The sequence below is a fragment of the Paragemmobacter kunshanensis genome (assembly GCF_011059185.1).
GTDB lineage: Bacteria > Pseudomonadota > Alphaproteobacteria > Rhodobacterales > Rhodobacteraceae > Paragemmobacter > Paragemmobacter kunshanensis.
The window spans coordinates 14656-32910 of sequence record NZ_JAALFE010000014.1; the positions used below are offsets into that span (position 1 = coordinate 14656).

The window sequence follows — 18255 nt, forward strand, 5'->3', positions numbered from 1 at the left end:
GCGCCTGTCTTAAACCAGCCCGACAAGCTGTTGATATTGACTCGGAAATCCAAAGCGCTCACTCTGTCCCGAAATGCCCGGGGGGGACAGGATGAGTGAGACGACACTAACCCGCATGGATCTGTCGGAAGCCGTGTTCCGCGAGGTCGGGCTTTCCAGAAACGAAAGCGCCCTGCTTGTCGAAAGCGTGTTGCAGCACATCTCGGACGCGCTGGCCAGCGGCGAGACGGTCAAGATCTCCTCATTCGGGACGTTTTCGGTGCGTGACAAGTCCGCCCGTGTCGGACGCAATCCGAAGACCGGCGATGAAGTGCCGATCAGCCCCCGCCGCGTTCTGACATTCCGGCCCTCCCATCTGATGAAGGATCGCGTGGCCGCCGGATCCAGAAAGTAAGGAGCTGACCCGCCGATGGAGAAATCCCCAGAGGCGTTCCGCACCATCAGTGAGGTTGCCGATTTCCTTGAAACCCCCGCGCATGTGCTGCGGTTCTGGGAGAGCCGTTTCCCGCAGATCCGCCCGGTAAAGCGCGCGGGCGGACGTCGCTATTACCGGCCCGGCGACGTGGCGCTTCTGGCCGGGATCAAGAAGCTGTTGCACGACGAAGGGATGACAATCCGTGGCGTGCAGAAAATCCTTAGGGAACATGGCATTCGCCACGTTGCGGGCCTTGCCGAAGGGTTTGGCGGCGATGCCGTCGAAGGCATGCTGGATCCGGCGGCTGCGGCGGCGCTGTTCCGCAGCGACATTGCCGATGACGACGGCGAGCAAGGCACCGACGAGACCCACAGCGCGCAGATCATCTCGCTTGAAGTGGCCCTCGGCCGGGCCGAGCAGATCCCCCCCGCAGAGGGGCGGCCCTGGCCCCAGGATCCCGGCGATCTTGCGGATGCCACAACCGAGGCCGCCCTGTGGCCCACGGATGCGCAGGATGAAGGCCCTTATCCCGCTTCTGCAGAGGCTGCGGCGTCTGCGGCGGAGATCGGCGCAGAAATGGGCCGTTCGGAAGACGCCCATCCCGATGGCCCGGGTTCGACTGACGACGATGGCGATGCAGCCCTGCGGGACGAAGAGCCGATCCCCTCTGCGGATGCCGAAGCCAGTTCCGATGACCCGGAGATGGCAGAAGGCGATGCAGCCGGATTGCCCGCACCCAACGGGGATGTGGACAGCGAATCGACGGAAGGCCCCCCATCGGCAGAGCCTGCGATTGCGGTGGAACCTACGGTTGCAGCGCTCTTGCGGCAGCGTAGCGAGGTGCAGGTGGCGGCAATTCAACCCGATCTGATCAGGTTGCGTGACCGGCTTGCCGATCTGCGGAATCGCGTGGCAGAAGCCGCGCGACGCAGGGCACGGTGATCATCCGCGAAATGCGCTTTCGTGCTTGCCCCTGCCCGGAATATCGGTATGTATCCCGCCTGTCGGGCCGTGGCGCAGCCTGGTTAGCGCGTCCGTCTGGGGGGCGGAAGGTCGTGAGTTCGAATCTCACCGGCCCGACCAACACCGAAACCGCCCGCCTGCCCAGTGGCAGCGCGGGCGGTTCCGTTTCTGGCTTCTGATCGGGGGATAGGCGGAATGAAGGCCAAGGGCGTGCTTCCTTCGCAGGCAATCAGGGGCCTGATACGCGATGGCGCGATCGCATCCGATGTTCCCATCCTCGACGCGCAGATCCAGCCTGCCAGCATGGACCTTCGGCTTGGGACAGTCGCCTATCGCGTGAGGGCATCCTTCCTTGCCGGAAAGGGCCGGACCGTGGCGGAACGCCTGTCGGAGTTCGAGATGCATCGCTTCGACCTGACGGCAGGGGCCGTGCTGGAGAAGGGCTGCGTCTATGTGATTCCCCTGATGGAAACCCTGTCACTGCCCGCCGACCTGACAGCCGTGGCGAATGCAAAAAGTTCAACCGGCCGCCTTGATCTTCTGACGCGGACAATCGCGGATGGCGGGTCGGAATTCGACCGGATCCCGGAAGGATATCGCGGCCCGCTCTATGCCGAGGTCTGCCCCAAGAGCTTTTCGGTCCTTGTGCGGCCCGGCATGCGGTTGAACCAGGTGCGGTTTCGCTGCGGGCAGACCGTTCTGGACGATGCCGCCCTTCTGAAACTGCACAAGGCCGATCCGCTGGTATCGGGCGAGGCGGTGATATCAGAAGGTCTTGGCTTCTCTGTCGATCTGCGGCCGAAAATGGGGGATCTGGTGGGCTATCGCGCCAAACCCCATGCCGGCGTCGTCGATCTGGATCTGATCAACCACTACGCCGTTGCCGATTTCTGGGAGGAGATCCGCACGACAGAGGGTCGGATCATCCTTGATCCCGGGGCGTTCTACATCCTCGTCAGCCGTGAAGCCGTGACGATCCCGCCCGATTATGCCGCCGAAATGGCCCCCTATCTGGCCATGGTGGGCGAGTTCCGGGTTCACTATGCGGGGTTCTTCGATCCCGGCTTCGGCCACGCGGAAGCGGGCGGTGCGGGATCACGCGGTGTTCTGGAAGTGCGCTGCCACGAGGCACCCTTTGTTCTGGAGCATGGGCAGATCGTCGGGCGGCTTGTCTATGAACGCATGGCAGAACGCCCCGACACGCTGTATGGCCAGGCGATCCGATCAAACTATCAGGGCCAGGGCCTGAAACTGGCCAAGCAGTTTCACGCCGCCTGATCAGCGCCAGAAGCGGCGGGCGACCTTTATCACATCGCGCATGCGGTTCTGCGCGGCACGGGTCTGCTGGCTGCGCTGACGGTCCTGCTCCGGCGAGCCGGTCCCCTTTCCGCCCTGTGTTCCCATCCGGTTGATGCCTTCCTTCAGAAGGCCACCAAGCGCCTGCCGCAGCAGACGCCCCCCGTATTTCTGGACAAGCTTCGTCACATCCATCCGCACATCCCCACTCAATCCTCGAACAGTTCACTTTGGCCGGTTGCGGCCTCGTCCTCATCATCTGGTCTCTGCATGCTGCCAGGCAAGGGCCGGCTGTCCAGAAGCCCCGCAGCGCGCAGTTCCTTGAGCCCCGGCAGATCGCGGGCGGATTCCAGCCCGAAATGATCAAGGAACTGTTCCGTGACGACAAAGGTCACCGGGCGACCGGGTGTCATCCGGCGGCGGCCAAGCCGGATCCATTCCATTTCAAGAAGCTGGTCAACCGTCCCGCGCGAGACTGCAACGCCCCGGATCTCTTCGATCTCTGCCCGGGTGACGGGCTGGTGATAGGCGATGATCGCCAGCGTTTCGATCGCCGCGCGCGACAGCTTGCGCTGCTCCACGGTTTCCTTGCGCATCAGATGGCCCAGATCGGCGGCCGTCCGGAAGGCATAGGCATCGCCCACGCGGACAAGATGCACGCCCCTGCCCTCATAGCGTTTGCGCAGATGCACAAGGGCCTCGGCCGGGTCGCAGCCATGCGGCAGGCGCGCGACCAGCTCTGCCAGCGAGACCGGCTCGGACGAGGCGAAGAGAACGGCCTCCACCATCCGTTCCTGTTCGGCCATAGGCGGCGCTTCGAACAGACTGCGCTCGATCGGCTCGGCGTTCTCTGTCATGGCTCTTTCCGTCGCAACTGGATCGGGGCAAAGGTTTCGCCCTGGCGAAGCTCGATCTGTCCACGTTTGGCCAGTTCCAGCACGGCGGCGAAATGCGCGGCTGTCGAGGACCGCCGCCGCATGGGGTTCACCTCCCAGCCTTCGGGCAGGAAGGACAGCAGATCGGCCCAATCGCCGACATAGCCGATCAGGCCGCGCAGGCGATCCAGCGCCTGTTCCATGGTGAAGACATGGTCACGATCCATGACGAAGGGGCGGAATTCGTCCTTCGTCCGGATGCGGGCATAGGCGCGCATCAGGTCGATCAGCGTTGCGGAATAGGTGACGGTGCGCAGCCGGGTGATATCTTCCGGCACCCCGCGGGCAAAGAAATCGCGGCCCAGTTGATCACGCGCCATCAAGCGCGCCGCGGATTCCCGCATCGCCTGCAGACGTTCAAGCTGAAAGGCCAGATGCGCGGCGAGTTCTTCGGCAGAAGGGCCGTCCTCACCCGGTTCCGGCGGCAGCAGGAGGCGCGACTTCAGAAAGGCCAGCCAGGCCGCCATCACAAGGTAGTCTGCCGCAAGTTCGATCCGCAATGCGCGGGCACGTTCCACGAAGCCCAGATACTGATTGGCAAGCTGCAGGATCGAGATCCGCCGGAGATCCACCTTCTGCGTGCGCGACAGCATCAGAAGCAGGTCCAGCGGGCCCTCATAGCCATCGACATCGACGATGAGAGCTTCGGCCGACAGACGTTCTGCCGGGGTAAGCCGCGTCTCATCCATCCAGTCTTCTTCAGCCATCCGCCCCCACCTGCAGCATCTGGGCAAGCTTGGCCTCTAGCGCGGGGATGTCAACGTCATCCGGGTCTCTGCGCCAGGTCAGGGCGGCGGAGGCCCTGCGCAGACTGTCCGGTCCCATCTGCCCGGCCGCCGTGGCAACGGCCTGCATCTCCGACAGGTCGCCCTTGCAATGCAGGGCAATGTCGCAGCCTGCCGCCAGCGCCCTTGCCGCACGCTCGCCCAGGGTTCCGGACAGGGCCTGCATGTTCAGGTCATCCGTCATCAGCAGGCCCGCGAAACCGATCTGATCCCGGATCACCCTTATCATCGCGGGCGATTGCGTTGCGGGCCTATCGGGATCATGGGCAGAAAAGACGATATGGGCCGTCATGGCCAGCGGCAGATCGTTCAGCGCGCGGAAGGGGGCGAAATCCGTATCCGTCAGGATCTGCGCCGGAACATCGACCCTTGGCAGATCGTGATGCGTGTCCGCGGCGGATCTTCCATGGCCCGGCATGTGCTTGATCACCGGCAGCACCCCACCCTGAAGATGCGCTTCGGCCACGTGGCGGGCCATGATCGCCACCTGTTCGGCGGTTTCGCCGTAACAGCGGTTGCGCAGGAAGGGATGCGTGGCATCGCCCGCCAGATCGGCGCAGGGGGCGCAGTTCCCGTCGATGCCGACGGCACGCAATTCCCAGGCGATGATCCGGCTGCGGATCGCCATGCCTTCTGCGGCGCGCGGGCCGGTCTGACGGATCTGATCCAGCGGGGGCAACCATTCGCGCCAATGGGGCGCGCGCAGGCGCTGCACCCGCCCGCCTTCCTGATCCACGAAGATCGGGGCATCGCGCCCGACGGACTGTCGCAGCGCGTCGGTCAGACGCCGCACCTGATCCGGGCTTTCGACATTGCGCGCAAACAGGATGAAGCCGAAGGGATCGGCATCACGAAAGAAGGCGCGCTCTGCTTCGGAAAGGTCAGGCCCCGCGCAGCCGAAGATCGTGGCGCCGGTTCCGGTTTCGCTCATCTCTGTTCGACCGGAATGCAGGAGGCCTGCTGCGCCAGCAGATCGACACAGAAGCCACGCGCGGCGGCATCATCCGAAAAGCCATGGGCGCGAAGCCGATAGAAGGTGCGACCGCCGCTTTCCGCCGCCTGAACGACAAGCGCCTTGTCCTGCAGTTGCGGGCCGAAAAGACCGGCCAGTCGCGCCCATTCGGCGCGCGCCTGATCGGCGGTGTCAAAGGCCCCAAGCTGCACGAGGTTCGTTCCCGCCGGGATTGTCGCCGGGTCGATCTCTGCCACGGCGGTGCCAGCCGTGCCGGTGCTTGCCGCAAGCGGCGCAAGGCTTCTTGCATCGGCGGCCTCGCCCATCGGGCGCGGGCGCGGGCGAACGGGTGACGATGCAGCCTCGGCCGCGACCTCGGTCGCAGCAAGATCATCCAGCGGAACGGCCAGAGCCTCGGCCAGGGCCTGGGCAACCGCATCGGGATCCGGCCCGAGGGTCGGGTCGGCCGCAACGGCCGGTTCCGTTGGTGCGACCACGGCGGTTGCCAGCGTCGGCGTCATCTCTTGCGTCGTGGCATCAGACGCCGGGGCACCTGCAAGACCGGCCACATCCTCGGGGTCCAGTTCTACCGCGCGGGGGGCAAGGACCAGACGGTCGGGCGGCGGGGCAGCCGTGCCGATGGCCGCCACGGCATTTACCGCCAAGCCCTGATGATCGGCGACTTCCCCACCGGGATTCTCCGGCGCGATCCGCATCGGCCCGGCCATGGCCCGCACGACGGGAACCCCCGTCACATCGCGGACCGCCAGCTTGTAGCCCCAGTAGCCCAGACCAAGCACAAGGCAGACCGAACAGGCCGCCCCGGCAAGATGCATCATCCGCGTGGCGCGTGTGGCAATCCCGTTGCCTTCCGCCCAGCCACCGGAAAGATCACTGTCGTAATCGTCGAAATCCACATCCGCCATGCCATGCCTCATGCGGGATGCGATACTTGCCGCATCCGCTTTCCTTGCCTGCTCGACCGGACGGGGCGCCTTGGATCAGCGCATTTCCTCGACCGGAGTGACGCCCAAGATACCAAGACCCGCGCAAATGACAACGGAAACGCTGCGCGCAAGGGCGATTTTCGCCTGAGACGTGGCAGGATCGCCGTCCTGGATGAAGCGCAGGGATGCATCCTCGTTCCCGCGATTCCACAGGCCGTGGAAATCGGAGGCCAGTTCGTAAAGGTAGAAGGCCACGCGATGCGGTTCGTTGTTGCGGGCGGCGATATCCACCAGACGCGGCCATTCGGCGATCTTGCGGGCCATGCCGATTTCCGCTTCGTGGTTCAGGATGGAAAGATCGGCCGCGATCAAGGCCTTGTCAGACACATCAAGCCCCGCATCCCGCGCCTTGCGCAGCACCGAATGGATCCGGGCATTGGCATATTGGACATAGAAGACCGGGTTGTCCTTGGACTGTTCCAGCACCTTGTCGAAATCGAAATCCAGCGCCGCGTCGTTCTTGCGGGTCAACATGACGAAGCGGGTCACATCGGCCCCCGCCTGTTCCACCACGTCGCGCAGGGTGACGAATGTCCCTGCCCGCTTGGACATCTTGAAGGGCTCGCCGTTCTTGTAGAGCTTGACCAGCTGGATCAGCTTGATGTCGAGCGGCACGCGCCCCCCGGACAGGGCCGAAACCGCCGCCTTCATGCGTTTGACATAGCCGCCATGATCGGCGCCGAAGATGTCGATCAGGGCATCGAAACCGCGACGGACCTTGTTGTAATGATAGGCGATGTCGGGGGCGAAATAGGTCCACGACCCATCCGATTTCTGCACCGGGCGATCCACGTCATCGCCATGCGCGGTCGAGCGGAAGAGCGTCTGGACGCGGGGTTCCCAATCGTCCGGCTCCTTGCCCTTGGGCGGTTCCAGGACGCCTTCATAGATCAGGTCCATGTCGCGCAGGGTGGCGATGGCGGCTTCGATCTCGCCCGTGCCATAGAGCGCCTTTTCCGAGGAATAGACATCCATTTCGACCCCCAAAACCTTGAGATCGTTACGGATTTCCGCCATCATCATTTCTGTGGCGAAGTCGCGCACATCCTTGAGCCATACCGATTCCGGCTGGTCCAGCAGCGACGCGCCGTATTTCGCCTTCAGCGCCTCGCCCACCGGGATGAGGTAGTCGCCGGGATAAAGCCCTTCGGAGATCGCGGGTTCCAGACCATGCGCCTCGCGGTAGCGTTCATAGGCGGAGCGGGCCAGCACATCGACCTGCGCGCCACCGTCATTGATGTAATATTCCCGCGTCACGTCCCATCCCGCAAAGGACAAGAGGCGCGCCAGCGCATCGCCAAAGACCGCGCCGCGCGTATGGCCCACATGCATGGGGCCGGTGGGATTGGCCGAGACGAATTCGACATTCACGCGCCGCCCCTGCCCGAGGGTGGACCGGCCGAAATCCGACCCCGCCACCAGCGCGGCGCGCACCAGGCCATGCCAGGCCGCCGGATCAAGCCGCAGGTTGAGGAAACCAGGCCCCGCCACATCGGCCCCGGCGATCCGGGGATCCTGCATCAGGGCCTTTGCCAGCGCCTCGGCGATGATGCGGGGCTGCAGGTTCGCAGGTTTCGCCAGAACCATGGCGGCATTGGTCGCCATGTCGCCATGGGCGGCGTCGCGCGGCGGTTCCACCGCAACGGCGGCAAGATCGAGACCGGCGGGAAGGATGCCCTGGGCGGCCAGATCATTCAGCGCCGCGACGACAAGCTCCCGGATTTCCGAGAAGAGGTTCATTTGATCACATTCCTGTCTGCTTGCCTTCGGCAATGCCAGAGCGGGCATGACAGGTCAAGGACAGCCCGACAGGACAGCCGGACTGGGCAGGCTATCAGGGCGGGCTGTCCGAAGCCCGGGGATGGGGGCCATCCGGGGTGGGCTGCAGGTCAGGCCGGGCCTTTGCGGTGCCGTGACGCAGGTGATGCACCTCTCTGGCGCCGTAATGCCCGGCCAGCAGCGCGCCGAGGATCCACCACATTTCATCGGGCATGCTCCGCAACGCCGCCATCCGCCGGGAGAAGGAAGCGGGATCTACCATCGCGAAGAGGAAGACAGCGATCACCCCAAAGGCCAGAATCGGACGGGGCAATCGGTTGGCTGCATCGACGAAGCGGTCGAAGCCGCCCATGCCGGTTGCGCCGGAGGCGGAGCCCGGCAGGATCAGCGTCAGACGGCGGCGCAATCCGAAGAGGGCGTCCGCCTTGCGAAGGCCGTTTGCCAGACCCTGTTTCATGCGCCCGCCTGCCTTTCGGCATCGGCACCGATTGCCGAAAGTTCCATCTGCAGACGGTCAAGGAAAGGCGCGGGATCGCCCATCAGGCAATTCCGGGCCGCGCGGAGCGTCAGCGGCCCGATCACCCCATCCTCCGCACAGCGCCCCCCCTGCGCCGCAATGGCCCTTTGCAGCGCATGGATGGAAAGGCGGCCATGTTCGATATAGGCCAGAAAGACCGGGCCTTGCAGGGCCTGGGGCAAGGCCGACAGACCGGGCGCGAAGAAGAACCTGTCGATCAGGTGACGCGCCGCCTCTGGCGCGGCGTCACCGGCGGCGTTGGCAGCGATGGTTTCCACGGAGAACATGCATTTCCCTTCCTTGGCTGGCAGGGAAAGACTGCGCCGACAGGGTTAACGAAGCCCGTCAGGCGCGCGCGCTCAACTTCCGGACTCGGCCGGATCGACATAGACGCCCTGTTCCTTCAGCGCGTCGACCACTTCCTTGGGCATGTAGGTTTCATCATGTTTCGCAAGGATTTCCGTGGCCTGGAAGGTGCCATCCACCATCTGCCCTGTGCCGACCATCCCCTGCCCTTCGGAAAAGAGATCAGGCAGCACACCGGTATAGGCGACAGGGACCGTCTGGTTCATGTCCGTCACGCGGAAGGTGACGGTCTCGCCCTGGCCGCGGACGATGGAGCCTTCCTCGACCAGGCCGCCGATGCGGAACACCTCGCCCTCGGCGGGCGGGGTTTCCACCACCTGGGTGGGCGAGCGGAAGAAGTTGATCCCGTCCCGCATGGCGTAGCCGATCAGTGCCGTGGAAACCAGCAGCGCCACCGCCGCCAGCGCGATGATCTGGATACGGCGTTGTTTCTTCAAGCCTTTCAGACCGGCCATGATCCCTCCTTACGGGAAGACGGGGGCGAGCATCAGCCCTTCGGTCTCGGGCAGGCCCAGCATCAGGTTCGCGTTCTGGATCGCCTGTCCGGAAGAGCCCTTGGTCAGGTTGTCCAGCACGGCGATCACGGTGGCATGCCCGGGAACCCGGTCGCCGATGACGCCGATATGACAGAAGTTGGACCCTGCAATGTCGCGTGTCGAGGGGAGTGCGCCAAAGGGTAGCACCTTGAGGAAAACCTCGTCCCGATAGGCGGTTGCAAGGGTTTCGTGAACCTCGGCCGGATTGCCGCGGACATAGACGGTGGCCAGGATACCGCGGTTCATTGGCAGAAGATGCGGCGTGAAGCGGACACGGACGGGACGGCCGGCGAGGGCGCTGAATTCCTGATCGAATTCGCCCAGATGGCGGTGCTTGCCCCCGGCGGAATAGCTGTGCGTGCCGCCCGACAATTCGGCATGCAGGAGGTTTTCCTTCAAGCTGCGCCCTGCCCCGCTGACACCTGCCTTCAGGTCGATCAGGATGTCATCCAGATCAATGCAACCCTTTGAAATCAGGGGACGAAGGGCGTATTGCCCGGTGGCCGCATTGCAGCCCGTTCCGGCCACGAGACGGGCGGCGCGGATCTCGTCGCGGTAGAATTCCGTCAGGCCATAGACCGCCTCTTTCTGCAGGTCGATGGCGGTGTGGGGCTGGCCATACCAGCGTTCGTATTCGGCCGGATCGCGCAGGCGGAAATCGGCGGAAAGATCCACGATCTTGAGGGTGCGGGGAAGTGCCGCCACAACCTGCTGGGTCGTGGCATGGGGCAGCGCGCAGAAGCACAGGTCGATGCCGGAAAAGTCGATCTCGTCGATCTTCTGCAGCTTTGGCAAATCGAGGTGGCGCAGGAAGGGAAAGACGTCGGCCATCGCCATGCCGGCCTTGCGATCGGCAGAAAGTGCCGCGATTTCAATGCCCTGATGCGTGGCCAGCAGGCGGACGAGTTCGGCCCCCGTATAGCCGGATGCACCCAGAATGGCGACTTTTGCGGTCATGGCGACCCCCTGTTTCAGATGCGGGAGTGATGCGGCAGGCGGGGGCGAAGGGCAAGCGGTTTTTGCCCTTTGGGCCGTGCAACGCCCGGTGCAGACAGGCAGTGCAGACGGCTGTGCATACCGAGAGGCACCCGCTCCGGATCGGCAGGCGGGCAAGGAGACGGCGGCCGCGCGGGATGGCGGGGGGCGGGCGGGGTGAACCCCGCCCTACTCAGGCGGACTGGAATTCGATCTTGCGGCGCAGGAATTGTGTTGCCTTGTTCGATACCGCCTTGGGATCGCCGGTCGTGAGGAATTTCGACTCGCGTCCCGACCCAAGGAATTCCGGCCGCCGGTTCAGGTAATCCGCCAGCGACTCGGCCACCAGATTGGCCTGGGAATAGACCTTGACCCCCTGCCCCAGCGCCTCCTGGAAGACTTTCTCCATCAGGGGATAATGGGTGCAGCCGAGGATGGCGGCCTCGGGCGCGGGCATGCGGCGCTTGAGCGCCTCGACATGGCTGCGCACCAGCGCCTCGGCCAGGATTTCGTCGCCCTGTTCGATAGCATCGACCACGCCGCCGCAGGGCTGCGCCTCGACATCCACGCCGATGGCGCGGAAGGCCAGTTCGCGCTGGAAGGCGCGGGAGGCGACGGTGGCAGGTGTGGCGAAGAGGGCCACGTGTTTCACCGCCACCTCGCGCGGGGGGGAGTTGTCGCCCCATTGCCGTTCGGTCAGCGCCTCGATCAGGGGGACGAAGACGCCGAGGACGCGCTTGTCGGACGGCACCCAGGTTTCCTGCATCCGCTTCAGCGCGGCGGCGGAGGCGGTGTTGCAGGCGAGGATGACGAGATCGCAGCCCTCGGCCCAGAGCCGTTCGGTGGCGGCGCAGGTCAGGCGGAAGATGTCGTCATGGTCGCGCACGCCATAGGGGGCATGGGCATTGTCGCCCAGATAGACGAAGGGGATATCGGGCAGGCGGCGGCTGACCGCATCCAGAACCGTCAGCCCGCCAAGGCCTGAATCGAAGATGCCAACTGCCATCGTGCCGCCCTTTCCTGCCTGTGGCGGACCCAAGGCAGGACCGCCTTCGCGGGTTTGCCCCGCCTGGGGGCAGCATAGGCGGGAAGCGGGCCATGGAAAAGGCCAAGCGGCGGCTGCGACAAAATCGGAGCCATGCAGTCTTTACATGGCAGCCATACTTCTTATGTGGGGTCTTCCGTGCTAGCGTGGCGCGGATTTCAAGGGTGAGTATGGACGATGGATTGGGACAAGCTGCGGATTTTCCATGCGGTGGCCGACAAGGGCAGCCTGACGCATGCGGGGGATGTGCTGCATCTGAGCCAGTCCGCCGTCAGCCGCCAGATCCGCGCGCTTGAGGAAAGCCTGAGCGTGACGCTGTTCCACCGCCATGCCCGTGGCCTGATCCTGACGGAACAGGGCGAATTGCTGTTCGATGCGACGACCCAGATGGTCAAGCGTCTGGATGCGACAGCAGCGCGCATCCGCGACAGCGAGGACGAGGTCTTTGGCGAATTGCGCGTGACCACCACGGTGGGTTTCGGGACGCTGTGGCTGGCGCCACGGCTGACGGCGCTTTACCACAAGTATCCGGGGCTGAAGATCGATCTGATGCTTGAGGAAAAGGTTCTGGACCTGCCCATGCGCGAGGCCGATGTCGCCATCCGGATGAAGGAGCCGAGTCAGGCCGACCTGATCCGCAAGCGGCTGATGCAGATCAGGATGCGGCTTTATGCGACGCCCGAATATCTGGCCGAACATGGCACACCGCTGACGATGGCGGATTTCCATTCGCACCGGTTGATCTGCCAGCATCCGGGCACGGCGCAGGTGGCGGCGGGGGCAAGCCTGGTGCAGCAACTGATGAGCAACGACATCCCGTCCACGCTGACGGTGAACAACTATTTCGGCGTGTTGCAGGGGGTGCTGAACCACATCGGCATCGGTGTTCTGCCCGATTACATCACCGAGGATTTTCCCCATCTGGTGCGCGTCCTGCCCGAGACGGAAAGCGGCGAGGTGCCGGTGTTTCTGGCCTATCCCGAGGAATTGCGGCATTCGAAGCGGGTGGCGGCCTTCCGCGAGTTCGTCAGCGAAGAGATCTTCAAGTATCGCAAGCGCGAACAGGCCTGAGGCGGGGCGGATCGCCCCGCCGGGCGGCGGCCCTGCCGGGGCTGCGGGCTGCCTGAGGGGAAACGTTTTCACAGGGCGGCGCGCAGCCATGCACAGCGCGCATAGCGGCAATGCTGCAACTGCGGCATTCCCGCACTTGCGCGGAATCATTCGCCACCCTAAATCGAGCGGCGAGGCGATGGTCGAGTTCTTCTCTCATTGCCTCATACCTCCCTGTTGGACTTGGGCCGAGCTTCTGCTCGGCCTTTTTTTTGGTTTTTCGCGGGTTTTCGGAAACTGCCTGTCAGATGGGCCGATTGTCGCGCCGCTTGATCAGGAAGGCGGCATCGGACGGAGAAGCGGCCAGCGCGATGGCGCGGTCATAGGCGGCGCGGGCGGCTTGCCCCTGCCCTGCCCGCGCGAGAAGGTCCGCCTGCGCGGCGTGGAAGGGTTGGTAGTCCTCAAGCGCCTCGGCCAGATCGGAAAGAACGGTCAGGGCCTGCGCCAGATGTCCCGCCTCGGCCAGTGCCACGGCGCGGTTCAGGCGGATCACGGGGGTGGGTTCAAAGTCCAGAAGCCTTGTATAAAGGGCCGCAATCTGCGGCCAGTCCGGGCACGGTACCGCGATGTGACAGGCGGCGATGGCGGCCTTGATCTGATAGGGGCCGGGGGCGCGGCGGGCCATTGCGGTGTCGATCAGGGCAAGGCCTTCGGCGATGGCAGCTTTGTCCCACAGGTCGCGGTCCTGTTCCAGCAGCGGAAGGGTCGCACCATCGGGGCCGATGCGGGCCCCAGCGCGGGACTGGGTGAGGAGGAGGAGCGCGAGGCAGCCTTCGATTTCGGCCTCTGCCGGGCGGAGTTGGGTGAGGAGGCGGGCGAGGAAGAGGGCTTCGGCGCAGAGGTCGCGATCTGCAAGGGGGCCGGTCGTATAGCCTGCATTGTAGATGAGGTAGAGGACAGCCAGAACAGATTGCAGGCGGTCGGGCCAATCCTCAGGCCCCGGAACGGCAAAGGGGATGCGGGCGGCGGCGATCTTGGCCTTGGCGCGCGACAGACGCTGGCCCATCGTCGGTTCGGCATCCAGGAAGGCGCGGGCGATTTCGGGGGTCGTCAGGCCCGCGATGGTGCGGAGCGTGAGGGCCACGCGGGATTTGGGATCCAGCGCCGGGTGGCAGCAGGTGAAGATCAGGCGGAGGCGTTCGTCGGGGATATCTTCGGGCGGGGTTTCGTCCGCCTCATCGACCGCGAGGCGGGCGAGGTCGGCGGCTTTGCGACCGTCGCGTTGCCCGGCGCGGATGCGGTCGATCGCCTTGCGCAGGGCCACGCGCAGCAGCCAGCCCTGGGGTGAGGATGGCAGACCCACGCGCGCCCAATGCGACAGGGCCGAGACCGCCGCCTCTTGCAGCGCATCCTCGGCCAGTTGGAAATCCCGCAGGCGGGCGATCAGCGCGGCAAGGAGCCGCCCCCGATCCTGCCGCAGCACCGCGTCAAGCGCGCGGGTGACGGCGATGGCGTCGGAGGCGGTCATGGGTCAGTTGCCGGCCGGGTTGTAATCCATCAGCGGGCGCACCTCGACCGTGCCGTAAAGGGCCGAAGGCACCATCGCGGCGTATTTCAGCGCGGCGTCCAGATCGGGGACGTCGACGATATAGTAGCCGCCGAGATGTTCTTTGGTCGTGGCAAAGGGGCCATCCATGGTTTCCACCTTGCCATTGCGGATGCGGAGCGAGGTGGCGGTTTCCACGCCTTGCAGGCCTTCCCCGCCGCGCAGGGTGCCATCGGCCTTCATCCTTTCGGACAGAGCGCCGTAGCCCGCCATCATCGTGGCGATTTCAGGGGTGCCATAGGCGGGTTCGGCTTCGGGGGCGCCGTAGATCAGAAGCATGTATTGCATGATGTTTGTCCTTGGATGTGAGGGGTTAGCCGTTGAAGCGGGAGAGAGCGAGAAGAACGAAGAGGATCGCCACGGAAAGCAGGTTCATCGAATTGCCCGCCATCCGCAGGGGATGGGCGGCGTTGCCCGCCTTGAGCCCGAACGGGTGCAGGATGCGCCCCAGCACCATCAGACCACCGGCGCAGTGCAGCGCGATGGAATTGGCGGCGGCGGCTTCGGCCAGCGCCATCAGGATCAGGCCAAGGGGCGCCCATTCGATGAAGTTGCCATGCTGACGAATGCGTTCGTGAAGGATCGCATCCCCGGCATCGCCGATGGAGACTTTCAGATCGGACCGCCGCGCCGAAACGCGAAAGAAAAGGATCAGGAAGATCAGGATGAGCGGAAGCGCGTAGAGAGTCGTGGTCGGCAAGGCCATGTCAGGTTCCCTGTTTGTTGTTGATCGTGACCCAAGGACGCGGCCAGTTTGCCGATTTCGACAAAGCGCGCAAAAAAATCTGGCGATGGGCGGAAAAAATTCGGTGGCGTGGCGACGGGTCTTTCGGATCGCCCTGCCTTGGCCTATGAGGCAGCGAGCCGCGTTGATGGGAGAAAGCCTGTGTCCGAGCCCGCCCTGACCCCCGACCTGATCGCCAGCCATGGGCTGAAGCCGGATGAGTATCAGCGGATACTGGAGATCATCGGGCGCGAGCCGACCTTCACCGAACTCGGCATCTTCAGCGCGATGTGGAACGAGCATTGTTCCTATAAATCGTCGAAGAAATGGCTTCGGACGCTGCCCACGACCGGGCCGCAGGTGATCTGTGGTCCCGGCGAGAATGCGGGGGTGGTGGATATCGGCGACGGGCAGGCGGTGATCTTCAAGATGGAGAGCCACAACCACCCGTCCTATATCGAACCCCATCAGGGCGCGGCGACGGGGGTGGGCGGCATCCTGCGCGACGTCTTCACCATGGGCGCGCGGCCTATTGCGGCGATGAATGCGCTTTCCTTTGGCGAGCCGTCGCATCCCAAGACTGCCCATCTGGTGAAGGGCGTGGTCGAGGGGATCGGGGCCTATGGCAATGCCTTTGGCGTGCCGACGGTGGGGGGCGAGGTGCGGTTTCACCGCGCCTATAACGGCAACTGTCTGGTGAATGCCTTTGCCGCAGGCTTGGCGGATGCGGACAAGATCTTCTATTCCGCTGCCAGCGGCGTGGGGATGCCCGTGGTCTATCTCGGCGCCAAGACGGGGCGCGATGGCGTGGGCGGGGCAACCATGGCATCCGCCGAATTCGACGACACGATCGAGGAGAAGCGCCCCACCGTGCAGGTGGGCGACCCCTTCACCGAGAAGCGGCTGCTGGAGGCCTGTCTGGAGCTTATGGCATCCGGCGCTGTCATTTCCATTCAGGACATGGGGGCTGCGGGCCTGACCTGTTCGGCGGTGGAGATGGGCGACAAGGGCGGGCTTGGCATCAAGTTGCAGCTGGATGACGTGCCGCAGCGCGAGACCGGCATGACAGCCTATGAGATGATGCTGTCGGAATCCCAGGAACGGATGCTGATGGTGCTGAAGCCGTCGATGGAGGCCGAGGCGCGGGCGATCTTTGAAAAATGGGATCTGGATTTCGCCATCGTGGGCGAGACGATCCCCGAGGATCGCTTCCTGATCCTGCATGGCAATGAGATCAAGGCGGACCTGCCGCTGTCGAAACTCTCCTCCTCTGCGCCGGAATATGACCGGCCCTGGGTGGAGACGCCGAAGGCGGCACCTTTGGGCGATGTTCCGGCGATTGCGCCGCTGGCTGGCTTGCGGGCGCTGATCGGCAGCCCGACCTATGCCCACAAGGCCTGGGTCTGGGAGCAGTATGACAGTCAGGTGGGCGCGGATACGGTGGTGACGCCGGGCCTGCCTGCCGGCGTGGTGCGGGTGCATGGGACGGGCAAGGCGCTGGCCTTCACCTCGGACGTGACGCCGCGCTATGTGAAGGCGAACCCGGTGGAGGGTGGCAAGCAGGCGGTGGCAGAGGCTTACCGCAACCTGACCGCCGTTGGCGCGAAGCCGCTGGCCACGACCGACAACCTGAACTTCGGCAACCCCGAAAAGCCCGAGATCATGGGGCAATTCGTCGGCGCGATCAAAGGGATCGGGGCGGCGGTGGCGGCGCTGGACATGCCCATCGTGTCGGGGAACGTGTCGCTTTACAACGAAACGGATGGCAAGGGCATCCTGCCCACGCCGACCATCGGGGCGGTGGGCATCCTGACGTCGCTGGACGAGGTGATCAACGGCAAGCCGATGGCGGGGGATGCGCTGGTCCTGATCGGGGTGGCGGGGTCGCATCTGGGGCAATCGGCGGTTCTGGCCGAAGGGTTCGGGATCGAGGCGGGCGATGCCCCGGCGGTCGATCTGGCGGCAGAGAAGCGGCATGGGGAATTCGTGCGCGCCAATCGCGCGCTGATCCGGGCCTGCACCGACCTTGGCGATGGCGGCCTTGCGCTGGCGGCCTTCGAGATGGCCGAGGGCGCGCGGGTCGGCGTGACGGTCGAGAATGGCGAGGCCGGGTTCCTGTTCGGCGAGGATCAGGCGCGGTATATCGTGGCGACGGACAAGGCCGATGCGCTGATCGCGGCGGGCAAGGCGGCGGGGGTTCACGTGGCCGTGGTCGGGCGGTTCGGCGGGGATGCCGTGTCGCTGGGCGGCGAGGTGGCTTCGCTGGCCGAGCTGTCGGCGCTCTATCGTTCGGCCTTTGCCAAGGCCGTTGCCTGATGCTGCGGCGGGCGACCGATGGGGAAATCCCTGCGGTCGCGTCGTTGATCGCGGCCAATCCTATGGCGCTGTTGCAGCAGCCGGAGGCCTGGCTGCGCGAGATTGCCGAAGGCGAGGCGCGGGGCGTCCTGATCTGGGACGAGGGCGGCATCGATGGCTTTGCGGTGATCGACTGGGAATATCCGGGGGTGATCGGGCTGTGGAACCTAGGCGTTGTGCAGCCGCGCCGGGGTATTGGGAAGCGGCTGATCCGGGCGGTGCTGGACGAGGTTTTCGGCAAGCTTGGTGCGCATCGGCTGTTCTGCGATGCGGCCTTCGACAACGCGGCGGCGATTGCGGCCTTTGGCAAGGCAGGTTTCGTGCGGGAGGGCGTGATGCGGGAATGCTGGGAGCGGGAGCCGGGGGTCTGGGTCGATTGCCTGGCCTTTTCCATGCTGGCCCATGAATGGCGGGCGCGCGGATGAGCCTGCGCCCTGCCCTGCCCGCCGATTTCGCCTTCATCCGCGCCTTGGCGCAGCGGCCGGATTATGCGCCCTTCATCACGGACGAGGATGAGGGGCGGCTGGCCTTCTATGCCACGGACGCGGCGCATCGGTTGCTGATCTGGGAGGAAGGTGGGCGTTCGGCGGGCTTTGCGCTGTGGGCCGAGATCGGCGATCCGTCGGGGCGGGTGGAACTCAGGCGGCTGGGGCTGGCGGAAGTGGGCGGCGGACGGGGCCTTGGTTTCGTGCGGGAGCTGACGGATTACGGGTTCGCGGTGTTGGGCGCGCGGAAGGTCTGGCTGGATGCGAGCGGCGAGAACCTGCGGGCGCAGAAAGTGTATGAGCGCGCGGGTTACCGGCTGGAGGGGCGGCTGGTGGATCACTGGTTCCGACCGTCGCTGGGGCGGAACGTGGATGTGATGCTCTATGGTATCCTGCGCAGCGAATGGGAGGCCTTGCCCCCACTTGCGGCCCCTGCCCCATAGGCATACATCTTTGTCATGGAA

Annotated in this window: 21 protein-coding genes and 1 tRNA gene; 8 read left to right on the forward strand and 14 right to left on the reverse strand. The window is 64.9% G+C overall.

Annotated elements, in window-relative coordinates; all coding sequences use genetic code 11:
* Positions 1-91 precede the first annotated feature (91 nt).
* The 4 genes from ihfA to G5V65_RS14205 all read left to right on the forward strand — a co-directional run bounded on the left by ihfA (position 92) and on the right by G5V65_RS14205 (position 2656).
* A complete protein-coding gene (gene ihfA / locus G5V65_RS14190; protein ID WP_165051277.1) occupies positions 92-394 on the forward strand; it encodes an integration host factor subunit alpha in 303 nt (100 codons plus the stop codon).
* Positions 395-409: 15 nt separating this feature from the next.
* A complete protein-coding gene (locus tag G5V65_RS14195) occupies positions 410-1357 on the forward strand; it encodes a MerR family transcriptional regulator (protein ID WP_165051278.1) in 948 nt (315 codons plus the stop codon).
* Between the two features lie 63 nt (positions 1358-1420).
* Positions 1421-1498, forward strand: a tRNA-Pro gene (locus tag G5V65_RS14200).
* 75 nt (positions 1499-1573) lie between these two features.
* Positions 1574-2656, forward strand: coding sequence for a 2'-deoxycytidine 5'-triphosphate deaminase (locus G5V65_RS14205; RefSeq protein WP_165051280.1), 1083 nt, complete (start codon positions 1574-1576; stop codon positions 2654-2656).
* Here the strand turns inward: G5V65_RS14205 and G5V65_RS14210 are convergent, their stop codons facing one another.
* The 11 genes from G5V65_RS14210 to murI form a co-directional block, all read right to left on the reverse strand.
* Entirely contained in the window at positions 2657-2869 is a 213-nt protein-coding gene (locus G5V65_RS14210; RefSeq protein WP_165051281.1) for a hypothetical protein, read from the reverse strand.
* 14 nt (positions 2870-2883) lie between these two features.
* On the reverse strand, positions 2884-3531 hold the full coding sequence (scpB, locus tag G5V65_RS14215) for an SMC-Scp complex subunit ScpB (RefSeq protein WP_165051282.1): 648 nt from the start codon (positions 3529-3531) through the stop codon (positions 2884-2886).
* Positions 3528-4316 carry a segregation and condensation protein A gene (locus tag G5V65_RS14220; RefSeq protein ID WP_165051283.1) on the reverse strand — a complete coding sequence of 263 codons (789 nt, stop codon included), beginning with the start codon at positions 4314-4316 and terminating at the stop codon, positions 3528-3530. The genes scpB and G5V65_RS14220 overlap by 4 nt, the downstream gene beginning before the upstream one ends.
* Complete coding sequence (locus tag G5V65_RS14225) at positions 4309-5325, reverse strand: glycoside hydrolase family 3 protein (protein ID WP_165051286.1); 1017 nt, start codon at positions 5323-5325, stop codon at positions 4309-4311. The genes G5V65_RS14220 and G5V65_RS14225 overlap by 8 nt, the downstream gene beginning before the upstream one ends.
* On the reverse strand, positions 5322-6272 hold the full coding sequence (locus G5V65_RS14230) for an SPOR domain-containing protein (RefSeq protein WP_165051288.1): 951 nt from the start codon (positions 6270-6272) through the stop codon (positions 5322-5324). The genes G5V65_RS14225 and G5V65_RS14230 overlap by 4 nt, the downstream gene beginning before the upstream one ends.
* Before the next feature lie 75 nt (positions 6273-6347).
* Positions 6348-8093 (reverse strand): arginine--tRNA ligase, encoded by a 1746-nt coding sequence (gene argS, locus G5V65_RS14235; protein ID WP_165051291.1) that lies wholly within the window; start codon positions 8091-8093, stop codon positions 6348-6350.
* Positions 8094-8187: 94 nt separating this feature from the next.
* Positions 8188-8589, reverse strand: coding sequence for a 3TM-type holin (locus G5V65_RS14240; protein ID WP_165051294.1), 402 nt, complete (start codon positions 8587-8589; stop codon positions 8188-8190).
* Positions 8586-8936, reverse strand: coding sequence for a hypothetical protein (locus G5V65_RS14245; RefSeq protein ID WP_165051296.1), 351 nt, complete (start codon positions 8934-8936; stop codon positions 8586-8588). The genes G5V65_RS14240 and G5V65_RS14245 overlap by 4 nt, the downstream gene beginning before the upstream one ends.
* A 72-nt stretch (positions 8937-9008) precedes the next feature.
* Positions 9009-9461 carry a cytochrome c maturation protein CcmE gene (gene ccmE / locus G5V65_RS14250; RefSeq protein WP_206526810.1) on the reverse strand — a complete coding sequence of 151 codons (453 nt, stop codon included), beginning with the start codon at positions 9459-9461 and terminating at the stop codon, positions 9009-9011.
* A gap of 18 nt (positions 9462-9479) precedes the next feature.
* Positions 9480-10508, reverse strand: a complete 1029-nt coding sequence (gene argC, locus G5V65_RS14255) for an N-acetyl-gamma-glutamyl-phosphate reductase (protein ID WP_165051301.1) — start codon at positions 10506-10508, stop codon at positions 9480-9482.
* A gap of 211 nt (positions 10509-10719) precedes the next feature.
* Positions 10720-11532, reverse strand: coding sequence for a glutamate racemase (gene murI, locus G5V65_RS14260; protein ID WP_165051303.1), 813 nt, complete (start codon positions 11530-11532; stop codon positions 10720-10722).
* Positions 11533-11748: 216 nt separating this feature from the next.
* On the opposite strand from murI, the gene G5V65_RS14265 reads away from it, so the two are divergent.
* A complete protein-coding gene (locus G5V65_RS14265; protein WP_165051305.1) occupies positions 11749-12642 on the forward strand; it encodes a LysR family transcriptional regulator in 894 nt (297 codons plus the stop codon).
* A gap of 283 nt (positions 12643-12925) precedes the next feature.
* Here G5V65_RS14265 and G5V65_RS14270 read toward each other — a convergent pair whose 3' ends face one another.
* The 3 genes from G5V65_RS14270 to G5V65_RS14280 are packed head-to-tail and all read right to left on the reverse strand — an operon-like array spanning position 12926 to position 14933.
* The gene (locus G5V65_RS14270) at positions 12926-14149 is read right to left on the reverse strand and encodes an RNA polymerase sigma factor (RefSeq protein ID WP_165051308.1); all 1224 of its coding nucleotides are present in this window, start codon (positions 14147-14149) and stop codon (positions 12926-12928) included.
* Positions 14150-14152: 3 nt separating this feature from the next.
* Positions 14153-14515: a YciI family protein gene (locus tag G5V65_RS14275; protein ID WP_165051310.1), complete on the reverse strand. Its 363-nt coding sequence runs from the start codon at positions 14513-14515 to the stop codon at positions 14153-14155.
* 25 nt (positions 14516-14540) lie between these two features.
* Positions 14541-14933: an MAPEG family protein gene (locus G5V65_RS14280; RefSeq protein WP_165051311.1), complete on the reverse strand. Its 393-nt coding sequence runs from the start codon at positions 14931-14933 to the stop codon at positions 14541-14543.
* A gap of 180 nt (positions 14934-15113) precedes the next feature.
* Between G5V65_RS14280 and purL the strand changes: the two genes are divergently transcribed.
* From purL to G5V65_RS14295, 3 genes are read left to right on the forward strand one after another with little or no spacing between them, the layout of a single operon-like run.
* A complete protein-coding gene (purL, locus tag G5V65_RS14285) occupies positions 15114-17267 on the forward strand; it encodes a phosphoribosylformylglycinamidine synthase subunit PurL (protein WP_165051313.1) in 2154 nt (717 codons plus the stop codon).
* A complete protein-coding gene (locus tag G5V65_RS14290) occupies positions 17267-17731 on the forward strand; it encodes a GNAT family N-acetyltransferase (protein WP_165051316.1) in 465 nt (154 codons plus the stop codon). The genes purL and G5V65_RS14290 overlap by 1 nt, the downstream gene beginning before the upstream one ends.
* Positions 17728-18234, forward strand: a complete 507-nt coding sequence (locus G5V65_RS14295) for a GNAT family N-acetyltransferase (RefSeq protein WP_165051318.1) — start codon at positions 17728-17730, stop codon at positions 18232-18234. The genes G5V65_RS14290 and G5V65_RS14295 overlap by 4 nt, the downstream gene beginning before the upstream one ends.
* The last annotated feature ends 21 nt before the right edge of the window (positions 18235-18255 follow it).